General features: G+C 72.8%; 9 protein-coding genes. 8 read left to right on the forward strand and 1 reads right to left on the reverse strand.

Features of this window, described 5'->3' with window-relative positions; translation table 11 throughout:
- Positions 1-44 precede the first annotated feature (44 nt).
- The 7 genes from ABZ818_RS00610 to holA all read left to right on the forward strand — a co-directional run bounded on the left by ABZ818_RS00610 (position 45) and on the right by holA (position 9,209).
- Positions 45-788: a hypothetical protein gene (locus ABZ818_RS00610; RefSeq protein WP_361408577.1), complete on the forward strand. Its 744-nt coding sequence runs from the start codon at positions 45-47 to the stop codon at positions 786-788.
- Between the two features lie 82 nt (positions 789-870).
- Positions 871-1,716, forward strand: coding sequence for a DegV family protein (locus tag ABZ818_RS00615; protein ID WP_361408580.1), 846 nt, complete (start codon positions 871-873; stop codon positions 1,714-1,716).
- 1,173 nt (positions 1,717-2,889) lie between these two features.
- A complete protein-coding gene (locus ABZ818_RS00620) occupies positions 2,890-3,765 on the forward strand; it encodes a ComEA family DNA-binding protein (RefSeq protein WP_361408583.1) in 876 nt (291 codons plus the stop codon).
- 116 nt (positions 3,766-3,881) lie between these two features.
- Complete coding sequence (locus ABZ818_RS00625; RefSeq protein ID WP_361409566.1) at positions 3,882-6,476, forward strand: ComEC/Rec2 family competence protein; 2,595 nt, start codon at positions 3,882-3,884, stop codon at positions 6,474-6,476.
- Positions 6,477-6,683: 207 nt separating this feature from the next.
- Positions 6,684-7,565 carry a YceI family protein gene (locus ABZ818_RS00630; protein ID WP_361408586.1) on the forward strand — a complete coding sequence of 294 codons (882 nt, stop codon included), beginning with the start codon at positions 6,684-6,686 and terminating at the stop codon, positions 7,563-7,565.
- A gap of 68 nt (positions 7,566-7,633) precedes the next feature.
- Complete coding sequence (locus ABZ818_RS00635) at positions 7,634-7,879, forward strand: hypothetical protein (RefSeq protein WP_361408589.1); 246 nt, start codon at positions 7,634-7,636, stop codon at positions 7,877-7,879.
- Positions 7,880-8,219: 340 nt separating this feature from the next.
- Positions 8,220-9,209, forward strand: coding sequence for a DNA polymerase III subunit delta (gene holA / locus ABZ818_RS00640; RefSeq protein ID WP_361408592.1), 990 nt, complete (start codon positions 8,220-8,222; stop codon positions 9,207-9,209).
- A 259-nt stretch (positions 9,210-9,468) separates the two neighbouring features.
- On the opposite strand, the gene rpsT is transcribed toward holA, so the two are convergent.
- On the reverse strand, positions 9,469-9,735 hold the full coding sequence (gene rpsT / locus ABZ818_RS00645) for a 30S ribosomal protein S20 (RefSeq protein ID WP_361408595.1): 267 nt from the start codon (positions 9,733-9,735) through the stop codon (positions 9,469-9,471).
- 220 nt (positions 9,736-9,955) lie between these two features.
- Here rpsT and lepA point away from each other — a divergent pair, with 220 nt between their 5' ends.
- The gene (gene lepA / locus ABZ818_RS00650; RefSeq protein WP_361408598.1) at positions 9,956-11,824 is read left to right on the forward strand and encodes a translation elongation factor 4; all 1,869 of its coding nucleotides are present in this window, start codon (positions 9,956-9,958) and stop codon (positions 11,822-11,824) included.
- Positions 11,825-11,965 lie beyond the last annotated feature (141 nt).

Below are 11,965 nucleotides of genomic sequence, written 5' to 3' on the forward strand. Positions count from 1 at the left end.
AGGGGCGGCGCGACCGGTGCCGCGTGAGCCGGAGGAGGAGCGCCGTGGAAACAGTCGTCACCGTCCTCGTCCTCCTCTTCGCGGTCTTCGTGGTGCTCGGCGCCTACGCCGCGGTGAAGGTGGTCGGGGCAGCCAAGCGCAGTGTGGACCGCACCATCACCCAGGCCCGCCGCACGGTCGAGGACCACACGCTGCGGGCCAAGTCCTTCACCCAGCTCGGCCCGGCGGGCGAACTGGCCCAGCTGCGGCTCACCCTGCGCACCTCGATGCGTGCCACCCAGGACGCCCTGCACGCGGGCGTGCACGAGGACGAGTCCCTCAAGGAGTCCATCGCCCTGTTCGAGCGGCTCAGCGTGCACGGGCGCGAACTCGAGGGCGACCTCAAGCGCCTGGAGGCCGAGCCGGACCGGGCGACGCTCACCGAGCGGCTCCCGGCCCTGCGCGAACGCACCCAACGCATCACGGAATCGGCCGACTCCCTGCGCTGGGCGGCCCGCGACCGCGCCCGCCGCTTCGCCGACGACGACCTGGACACGCTGAGCGCCCAGATCGACGTGGAGGCCGGCGCGCTGCGCCACTGGACCAAGACCGAGCCGACCGAGCCGACGACCGGGCCGCCGAGCGGGCCGACGGCCGAGCCACCGGCCGCCGCGGGGGACCCGCGGACCTGGCCCGGGGCCCCGCGGCAGGCCTCCGCCGAGGAGCCGGTCCGGCCCGCCATCACCCCGTCGGGCCGTCGCCCCGTCTACCCCTGGCAGAAGAAGCCCCGGCCCGAGAGCACGACTTGAACACGGCCCGATCCGGCCACACGTGACCCGGTGAGAGGGGCTGGGCTGCCATCGGGGCACTACGGCAGGTAACCTCCAGCTCATGTCCCGCCATGTCGCGATCGTCACCGATTCAACGGCCTACCTGCCGCCGCGGACGATGGAGCGCCACGGCATCACCGCGGTTCCGCTGACCGTGGTCCTCGGCGACCAGGCGCTCGAAGAGGGCACCGAGATCTCGACGCGTTCACTCGCCCAGGCGCTGCAGAAGCGGCGGCCCGTCACCACCTCGCGGCCCAGCCCCGAACTGTTCGCCGAGACCTACCGCAGGGTCGCGGCGTCCGGCGCGAGCGGCATCGTCTCCCTGCACCTGTCCGCGGAGCTCTCCGGCACGTACGACGCCGCGGTGCTCGCCGCGCGTGAGGCGCCGGTGCCGGTACGGGTGGTGGACACCCGGATGGTCGCGATGGCGCTCGGCTTCTGCGCCCTGGCCGCGGCCGGGACCACGGAGGCCGGCGGCACGGTGGACGAGGCGGTCGCGGCCGCCGAGAAGCGTGCCGGGGGCACCTCCGCCTTCTTCTACGTCGACACCCTCGACTATCTGCGCCGGGGCGGCCGCATCGGCGCGGCGCAGGCGCTGCTGGGTTCCGCGCTCGCCGTGAAACCGCTGCTCCAGTTGCAGGACGGCCGGATCGAACTCCTGGAGAAGGTGCGCACCGCCTCGAAGGCGATCGCCCGCCTGGAGGAGATCGTGGCCGAGCGCGCGGGCGGTGCCGACGTCGATGTCGCCGTCCACCATCTCGCCGCTCCCGAACGGGCGTCGGCCCTCGCGGACCGGCTGCGCACCCGGGTGTCCGGCCTGGCCGACCTGCACGTCAGCGAGGTCGGGGCGGTCATCGGCGCGCACACAGGTCCGGGGCTGCTGGGGGTCGTGGTCTCGCCGCGCTGACCCGTACGGGTGAGCGAGTTGTCCACAACTGGGCGGTAGTCCCCGGAATTTGAGCAAGATCATCGCGAGTGTGCCGGGTTGCCGGATGCTCCTGGCATGGCACTTCGATCACGCTCACGCACAGCGGTGGCGACCAGTGGCCCGGGCCGGGCCCCCGACTCGGACGGCCGCACCCGCCACCGCCGCCCACCGGTCCGCCGGGGCTCCCACGCCTCGGCGGAGGATCTGCAGCGGCGCGCACAGGCGCTGTTCGCCGAACGCGCGGCGCGGGCCGGGGAGCCGGGCGGTGACTCCCGGGAGGTCGCGCGGAAGCACCAGACCGGTCCTGACCCGGCGCCGCCGATTCGGCCCCCTCGTCCCGGGCCGTCCTGGGCCAGGGCGGCGCCGGAGCGGACGGGCCGCCCACCGGACGCGGCGAGCGCGGCTGCGGCGGTTGGCGCGGGTCCGGCTCCTGCGGGTGGTGAGGGTGCGATGGCCGGGGCCGACTTCGGGCGCGTTGGCGCGAGTGAGCCGAGCCCGGCGGCCGCGGGCCGGCTTGCGGTGGGCGGCGTGGATCCGAACGGCGTGGCTGATGTGGGGCTTGGCGTTGCGGGGAAGACGGGTGCGGCTGCCGTGGGCTCGCTTGCGGTGGGTGGTACGGGCCCGACTGTCCTGGCCGACGTCGTCACTGTCACGAGTGAGCCGAGCGTGGCGGCCGTGGGTCCGCCTGCGGTGGGCGGCGTGGATCCGAACGGCGTGGCTGATGTGGGGCTTGGCGTTGCGGGGAGGACAGACGCGGCTGCCGTGGGCTCGCTTGCGGTGGGTGGTACGGGCCCGACTGTCCTGGCCGACGTCGTCACTGCCCCGAGTGAGCCGAGCGTGGCGGCCGTGGGTCCGCCTGCGGTGGATGGCACGGAGTCGACTGCCCTGGGCGACGGGGGTTTTGTCGCCGTGCGGAAGGTTGGCCCGGCCACGGTGGTCGGTGGTGGGTTGGTTGGCGTGGGCCGGGCAGTCGCGCACGGAGCCTCTACTGCCGCGGTGGGCGTGGGTCCGGCGGCCGTGGTCGGCGGCGGGGCGCCTGGCATGGCCGGTGGCGGCTCGGCCGCAGCGGTCGATGTCGGCCCGGCTGCGGTCGTCGACGGGGGCTTGGCGGACCTGAGTCCGTCTGGCGCGGGCCGTGCGAACCCCGCTGTCGTGAGCGAAGTGAGCTGCTCGACCACGGTGGTTGGGGCGGGCCCGACGGCGGCGGGCCGGAGGGGCGCGGCCAATCCCGCTGTGCGGGGCGCCGTGGAGACGGGCGGCGGCGCCGAGACGGGGCTCGTGGGTCCTGCCGGGGCACCGGACTGGCGGGAGCGGGCCGGGGCCGCGGTGCGCGAGCGGATGCCGTTGTGGTTGCAGACGCGGTGCGGGCTGGAGCGCAGGAATGTGGTGGCGCTCACCGTGCTGTTCGCCGTCGCCGCACTCCTCGCCGTACAGCACTTCTGGACCGGCCGTACGCAGACGGTCCAGGCACCCGAGGTGGTGCGTGCCGTGGCTCCCCACGGGAACCAGGGGCAGGACAAGGCCACCACGGCCGGGACGCCGGTCACCGCGCGGGGCGCCCCGGCGTCTCCCGGCGCGGAGATCGTGGTGGACGTCAGCGGCAAGGTCCGGCGCCCCGGAATCCAGCGCCTGCCGGCCGGGTCGCGGGTAGCCGACGCCCTCCAGGCGGCCGGCGGGGTGCGTCCCGGCACCAATACCGACGGCCTCAACCGGGCCCGCTTCCTGGCGGACGGCGAACAGGTCGTCGTCGGCGGCCCGGCCCCCGCCGCCGTACCCGAGGCGCCCGGGACGGGCGTCGCCGGCGCGGCCGGTACGGGTGCCGCCGGCACGTCCACGGCCCCGGTCTCCCTCAACACGGCCACCGCTGACCAGTTGCAGACCCTGCCCGGCGTCGGTCCCGTACTGGCCCGGCGCATCATCGACTACCGCACGCAGCACGGCGGCTTCCGCTCGGTGGACCAACTGCGCGAGGTCAGCGGCATCGGCACGCGCCGCTTCGCCGATCTGCGGGACCTGGTCAGCCCGTGAACCCCGATACCGATACCGATACCGAGACCGGCACCGACGCCGACCGAGGCCCCGCGCCTCCTGGCCGCCGCGCCCCCGCCGAGCCCCCTTCCACTCCGACCCACCTCCGCCCCGCGGTGCACGCCGCGTCCGGCAAGCGGCTGGGAGACGCCCATCCCCGGCAGGAAGGCCCGGCAGACCTCCGGCTCGTCCCACCGGCCCTCGCGGCCTGGGCCACGGCGGCTGTGGCGCTGGACGCCTCCACGGGCCGCGTGACCGGCTTCGTGACGGCCTGCCTCGCCGCTGTCGCCGTACTCTTGGTAGGCCGACGACGAGGAAGCCGTGGAACACACACGGCAGGACAGCCGCCCGCCCCCACCGCCGGGCGGTCCCGGGCACGTACCTCCTGGGCGCGTACCTCCGCTGCCGCCGCGCTGCTCGGTGCCGCCGCTGCCGCCGTGTCCGCCGGGCTCCACGGGGCGGACGTGCGGCGCGGTCCGGTGCCCGCTCTGGCACGGCAGTTCGCCACGGTGACCGCCGAGGTGGAGCTGACCTCTGACCCCCGCCTCACCCGCCCCCGGATCCGCGGCGGCCGCCAGGCACCTCCCTCCGTACGGATGGACGCCGAGGTGCTGCGCGTCGACCGACCCGGCTCGGCGGCGGCCGTGGTGACCCGGACTCCGGTGCTGATCCTCGTCAACATCGGCTCGCAGACGGCGGACCGTGTCGGCGACCCGTCGGGAAGACCGGGACGCCCGCCGGACGGGCACGACACGCACCCCACGGAAGGGGCGCAGCTCTCGCCCTGGCTCGGGCTGCTGCCGTCCACGCGGCTGAAAGTGACCGCGCGGCTTGCGCCCCCGATGACGGGCGGCGACCGGATCGCGGCGGTCCTCCGGGTCCAGGACCGGGCGCCGCCCGAGGTGGTGGCGGAGCCGTCCGCGCCACAGCGGCTGGCGGGCCGGCTGCGCGCCGGGCTGCGGGCGGCGACCGACGGCCTGCCGGCGGACGCGCGGGCGCTGCTGCCGGGCCTGGTCGTCGGGGACACCTCGCGGATCACCCCCGAACTCGACGAGGCGTTCAAGGCGACGGACCTCACACACCTCCTGGCCGTCTCCGGGAGCAACCTCACCATCCTTCTCGTCCTGCTCCTGGGGCCACCGGGCCTGGCCCAGCGGGTGGAGCGCCGCGGCCTGGCGCCGCGGCTCGGCCTTCCCCTGCGCGGCACCGCGCTGTTCGGGGCGGCGCTCACCCTGGGGTTCGTGGTCGTGTGCCGGCCCGACCCGAGCGTGCTGCGGGCCGCGGCCTGCGGAGCGGTGGCACTGCTCGCCCTCGCGACCGGGCGCCGCAGATCGCTGCTCCCGGCTCTGGCGACGGCCGTACTGCTGCTGGTGCTCTACGACCCGTGGCTGTCGCGCAGTTACGGCTTCCTGCTGTCGGTGCTGGCCACCGGAGCCCTGCTCACCCTCGCGCCCCGCTGGAGCGCGGCGCTGCAACGGCGCGGGGTCCCCGCCCGGGCGGCCGAGGCGCTGGCAGCGGCGGCCGCGGCGCAGGCGCTGTGCGCGCCTGTCGTCGCCGTGTTGTCGGCCCGGGTGAGCCTGGTGGCGGTGCCGTGCAACCTGCTCGCGGAGGCCGCCGTCGCGCCCGCCACCGTGCTGGGTTTCGCGGCGCTGGCGACGGCACCGTTGGCGATGCCGGTGGCGAAGGCGCTCGCCTGGTGTGCGAGTTGGCCGGCCGGGTGGATCGCGGACGTGGCCCGGACCGGGGCGGCCCAGCCCGGCGGGGGAGTGGACTGGCCGGACAACTGGACCGGGGCGCTGCTGCTGGCCCTCGTCACGGTGGTGGCCGTGCTCGTGGGCCGGTGGCTGCTGAGGCACCCCTGGCTCTGCGGGGTCTGCGGGGCGCTGCTCCTGCTGGTGGTCGTGCAGCCGCCGCCGCTGACCAGGGTGATCACCGGCTGGCCGCCGCCCGGCTGGCGGTTCGCGATGTGCGACGTGGGCCAGGGTGACGCGACCGTGCTCGCGGCGGGCCGCGGCGCCGGTGTGGTCGTGGACGCCGGACCCGACCCGGCACTGGTGGACCACTGCCTGCGCAAACTTGGCGTCACCAGCGTTCCGCTGGTCGTACTGACCCACTTCCACGCCGACCACGTGGCCGGTCTGCCGGGTGTACTGCGCGGACGCGCGGTGGGCGCGATCGAGACGACCGGGTACGAAGAACCCGCGCAGCAGGCCGAGTTCGTACGGAAGGAGGCGGCTCGCCGCGGCATCCCGCTCACCCACGCCGGTGCCGGGGAGCAGCGCGGTACCGGTGACCTGACCTGGGAGGTGCTGTGGCCGCCACCATCCCCCGCACCGGACCCGGACGGACCCAACGACGCCAGCATCACGCTGCTCGTCCACTCCGGCGGACTGCGCCTGCTGCTCCTGGGCGACCTCGAACCCCCGGCGCAGCAGGCGCTGTTGGACTCGCCGATGAGCGTGCGACTGGCGGGCGTGGACGTGCTCAAGGTCGCCCATCACGGCTCGGCGTACCAGAGCCCGGACCTGATACGCGTGGCGGCTCCGCGCCTGGCCCTGATCTCGTGCGGCGCGGACAACACCTACGGGCACCCGGCTCCTCCCACCGTCGCGGCCCTGCGCGCGTTGGGCGCGGTGGTGCTGCGCACGGACCGGGACGGGGCGCTCGCGGTGACCGGGGCGGGTGCGGGGGTGCGTGTGGCGCGGGACTGAACGCCGGGGATGTGTGCCGACTGTGAGGGAAGTGAGGTGAAAATATTCATTTTCTGGCAATGAACGGCCAGTTGATGCTCCTTGTGTGCAGTCCCATGGCATGTGCCGGATTCTCGCGATGTGGGCTTGTGTTGCCTGGAATGCCCTGTTGGTGATCGAATACTTCTTCGGCAATGGAGATGTCGAGGCATGCATGGGGTGGCGTAGATGTTCGGCCGCTGGCTGGGAAACCGGACGAACCGGGTGCAACAGGCGAGTCCGCTCGCGGCGGTGCAGACCCCGCCCGACGCGGGTGTGTTGAGCTGCCGGGTGCTCGATCCGGTCAACGATCCGGTGGCGCACGCCGAGTTCACCGTCAGCGACGCCATGGGGCGCACGGTGGTCGGCGGCGGCACGGATCCCTACGGGTTGTTCCTGGCGACGGTGCCGGCGGGGGAGTACCGGCTCGCCATCTCCGCGGAGGGGTACACGCCGCACCGGGCGACCGTGTTCGTCAGCGAGAACTCGCTGGCCCCGTTGGGCGATGTGACCCTCCAGGTCGCCCAGCCGCCGGAGCTGCCGGCGCCGGGCGACTGGGAGATAGAGGCGACGCACTCCTCGATCGGCTTCACCGCCCGGCACATCGGGCTGGCCCGGATCCATGGGCGGTTCAACTCCTTCGCGGGAGTGGTGCGGATCGCCGATCCCGTGGAGCGGTCCGCGATGCACGTGGTGATCGACGCGGCGTCCATCGACACGAACGTGCCGATGCGCGACAACCATCTGCGCTCGGCGGACTTCCTGGACGTGGCGAACTTCCCGACGCTCGAGTTCTACAGCGAGCGGTGCGTGCACAGGGGCGGCAACCGATGGGCCGTAACCGGCGCGCTGTCGCTGCACGGAGTGACGCGTACGGTCACCCTCGACATGGAGTACCTCGGGCTCGGCAACGGCATAGAGGGCGAGGTGCGGGCGGCCTGCCGGGCCACCACCGAGCTGCACCGTGACGACTACACGGTGAGTTGGCAGACGATGCTGGCGCGGGGGATCGCCGTGGTCGGACCGACGATCCAGGTCACCCTCGACGTGCAGCTCGTCGCCAAGGCCTGACGGCCGGCCGGGCACGGCCGTCAGGCGCCGCCGGCCGCCGCCACGGCGGGGTGCCGGACAATGACCCCGTGAGCGATGTGAGACACGTGCTGGTGCTGCCCGACCGCGATGCCGCGGAGGAGGCGGCGCAGGCGCTGGCGGAGCGGTTCGCGGTCGACGAGGAGCCGCGGATCGTCCGCGACGCGCTGGCCGGTGAGGACGACGCCGAGGACGCGCAGTGGCTCGTCGTCCTCCGGGACGAGGCGGAACGGCTGGATCCGGCGGAGCTGGACGCGTTCGCGGCGGAATGGGAGGGCTGGCGCGAGGAGCCCTAGTAGTGCTGTGACCGGAAAGGTTCACCGGCTCGCGACGCCCGGCACGGCACTCCCTCAGCCTTCGGCCGGGGGTACCCCCACGCCGCGTTGTCGCATCACCCGAGTACATCCAGTACGCGGGCGATGCTCCGCCTTGCGATGCTCCCCCACAGCCTGAACGGCGCGGGAGGTACCCCCAGCACCGGACGCCGCGAGCTTCCCGGCAAACCTTTCCGGCCACAGCACTAGCTAGGCGGAGGAGGGCGGCAGGGCGGAGCCCTGCCAACCGACGACAACGCGGCGAGGCGACCGGTGCCATGTGCCGGGGGCGTTGTCAGTGGTCCGTGGGATGCTTGTCGCGATGGCCAGGAAGACTGCGAACGACGACCCTCTCGCCCCGGTGACGCTAGCCGTGGGGCAGGAGGACCTCCTGCTCGACCGTGCCGTGCGGGAGGTGGTGGCCGCCGCCAGGGCCGCCGACGCCGACACGGACGTACGGGACCTCACCCCGGACCAGTTGCAGCCCGGCACGCTCGCCGAGCTGACCAGTCCGTCGCTCTTCGCCGAGCGCAAGGTCGTGGTCGTACGCAACGCGCAGGACCTGTCGGCCGACACGGTCAAGGACGTCAAGGCGTATCTGGGGGCGCCCGCCGAGGAGATCACGCTGGTGCTGCTGCACGCGGGCGGGGCCAAGGGCAAGGGCCTGCTCGACGCGGCGCGCAAGGCCGGCGCGCGCGAGGTGGCCTGCCCGAAGATGACCAAGCCGGCCGACCGGCTCGCCTTCGTGCGGGGCGAGTTCCGCGGCCTCGGGCGCTCGGCCACACCGGAGGCGTGCCAGGCGCTGGTCGACGCGATCGGCAGCGATCTGCGGGAGCTGGCGTCGGCGGTGGCGCAGTTGGTCGCCGACATCGAGGGGACGATCGACGAGGCCGTCGTCGGCCGCTACTACACGGGGCGGGCCGAGGCGTCCAGCTTCACGGTCGCCGACCGGGCCGTCGAGGGGCGGGCGGCGGAGGCGCTGGAGGCGCTGCGGTGGTCGCTGGCCACCGGCGTGGCACCGGTGATGATCACCAGCGCGCTGGCCCAGGGCGTGCGGGCGATCGGGAAGCTGTCGTCCGCGCGCGGCGGCCGTCCGGCCGACCTGGCGCGGGAACTGGGCATGCCGCCCTGGAAGATCGACCGCGTCCGGCAGCAGATGCGCGGCTGGACCCCGGACGGCGTGGCCGTCGCCCTCCGTGCGGTGGCCGAGGCCGACGCGGGCGTCAAGGGTGGCGGAGACGACCCCGAGTACGCCCTGGAGAAGGCCGTGGTCACCATCGCCCGGGCGGCCCGTTCCAGAGGGCGCGGCTGAGAAGCCCCGCGCCACCCCACCTCGAAGGCCCCGGCCTCCCTTCACGTTCCGCGACACGCCGAAGGCCCCGCCGCTCTCCCTGGGGAAAGGGAGTGCGGCGGGGCCTTCGGTTCACGCTGTTCGGTTCCGCGCCCGCGTGGCGAACGCAGGCCGCGCGCGGATCCGGGGGTGCCGGTCGGGGGCGGATGAGAGAGGGCCCGCCCTCAGTCCTTCCGGCCAAGTCGGATCCCGGAGGATCCGTTCAGATCAAGGAAGGGGCTCAGCCCTTGAGGGCCGTGACCTTGGTGGCCAGCGCCGACTTCTTGTTGGCGGCCGCGTTCTTGTGGATGACGCCCTTCGAGACGGCCTTGTCGAGCTGACGCGCGGCAGCGCGCTGGAGCTCGGTGGCCTTCTGGACGTCACCCGCGGCAGCGGCCTCGCGGGCCTTGCGGATCGCGGTCTTCAGAGAGGACTTGACGGCCTTGTTGCGCATCCGTGCCTTCTCGTTGGTCTTGTTCCGCTTGATCTGGGACTTGATGTTCGCCACGAATGAGCCTTTTCAGGTTCTGGTACGGGGCCGCACGGGTCCCGCACCGGTGATTTCTTGAGTTGTGCCTCGCGCGTAGAGGGCATGAGACACAGTCGCCCAGGCTACCAGCGGCCCGCTGGGCGGCCCAAACCGGCCGCCGGTCGCCGCCCGTGGGACCATGGAAGCTACGTATCGTTCCGACCCGAGGCATAAGGCGCCTCAAGAAACAGGACCCTGCGTGCCCGCGACCCCTGACAACGTGCCCGAGCCGAGCCGTACCGCCCCGGCTCTGATCCGCAACTTCTGCATCATCGCGCACATCGACCACGGCAAGTCCACGCTCGCCGACCGGATGCTCCAGCTGACCGGGGTGGTCGAGCAGCGGCAGATGCGCGCTCAGTACCTCGACCGCATGGACATCGAGCGCGAGCGCGGCATCACGATCAAGTCCCAGGCGGTGCGCCTGCCGTGGGCTCCCTCCCACGACCCCGGCAACACGCACATCCTCAACATGATCGACACCCCGGGGCACGTCGACTTCACCTACGAGGTCTCGCGGTCGCTCGCCGCCTGCGAGGGGACCGTCCTGCTCGTCGACGCGGCCCAGGGCATCGAGGCCCAGACCCTCGCCAACCTCTACCTGGCGATGGAGAACGACCTCACGATCATCCCGGTCCTCAACAAGATCGACCTGCCGGCCGCGCAGCCGGAGAAGTTCGCCGAGGAGCTGGCCAACCTCGTCGGCTGCGACCCCGACGACGTGCTGAAGGTCTCCGCCAAGACCGGCCTCGGCGTCGACGCGCTGCTCGACCGGGTGGTCAAGGAGATCCCGGCCCCGGTCGGCGTCGCCGACGCCCCCGCCCGCGCGATGATCTTCGACTCCGTCTACGACTCCTACCGCGGTGTCGTGACCTACGTCCGTGTCATCGACGGTCAGCTCAACAAGCGCGAGCGGATCCGGATGATGTCCACCGGCGCCACCCACGAGCTGCTGGAGATCGGCACCAACTCCCCGGAGATGCTGCCGGCCGACGGCCTCGGCGTCGGCGAGGTGGGCTACCTGATCACCGGGGTGAAGGACGTCCGCCAGTCCAAGGTCGGTGACACCGTCACCAGCCAGCACAAGGGCGCGGAGGAGGCCCTGGGCGGCTACAAGGACCCCAAGCCGATGGTCTTCTCCGGCCTGTATCCGCTGGACGGCTCCGACTACCCCGAGCTGCGCGAGGCGCTGGACAAGCTCCAGCTCAACGACGCCGCCCTGGTCTACGAGCCGGAGACCTCCGCCGCCCTCGGGTTCGGCTTCCGCGTCGGCTTCCTCGGCCTGCTCCACCTAGACGTGATCCGCGAGCGGCTGGAGCGCGAGTTCGGGCTCGACCTGATCGCCACCGCCCCCAACGTGGTCTACCGCGTGCTGATGGAGGACGGCACCGAGCACACGGTCACCAACCCCAGCGAGTTCCCCGAGGGGAAGCTCGCCGAGGTGTACGAGCCCGTCGTGCGGGCCACGATCCTCGCGCCCACCGAGTTCATCGGCTCGATCATGGAACTGTGCCAGACCCGCCGCGGCACGCTGCTGGGCATGGACTACCTCTCCGAGGACCGCGTCGAGATCCGCTACACCCTCCCGCTCGCCGAGATCGTGTTCGACTTCTTCGACCAGCTGAAGTCCAAGACCCGCGGCTACGCCTCCCTCGACTACGAGCCCACCGGTGAGCAGAGCAGCTCCCTGGTCAAGGTCGACATCCTGCTGCACGGCGACAAGGTGGACGCCTTCTCGGCGATCACCCACAAGGACCAGGCGTACGCGTACGGCGTCCGGCTCGTCGCCAAGCTCAGGGAGCTGATCCCGCGGCAGAGCTTCGAGGTGCCCGTCCAGGCCGCCATCGGCTCCCGGGTGATCGCCCGCGAGACCATCCGCGCCATCCGCAAGGACGTCCTCGCCAAGTGCTACGGCGGTGACATCTCCCGTAAGCGGAAGCTGCTGGAGAAGCAGAAGGAGGGCAAGAAGCGCATGAAGATGGTGGGTTCCGTGGAGGTTCCCCAGGAGGCCTTCATCGCGGTGCTCTCCAGCGATGACAGCGCGGGGTCGGCCAAGGGCAAGAAGTGACCGCCCGGTAGCTCGGAACGTGCGGCCGTTACCCGGTGAACCGGGTGAAAAAGGGGCCCGTCGTGCGAAAGCGCGGCGGGCCCTCGCACATTCACGCGGTAGCTCTCTGTGGGAAGTCACCGAGCGCTGCCTCTTACGCGG

The sequence above is a fragment of the Streptomyces sp. NPDC047453 genome (assembly GCF_040643155.1).
In the GTDB taxonomy this organism is placed as follows: Bacteria; Actinomycetota; Actinomycetes; order Streptomycetales; family Streptomycetaceae; genus Streptomyces.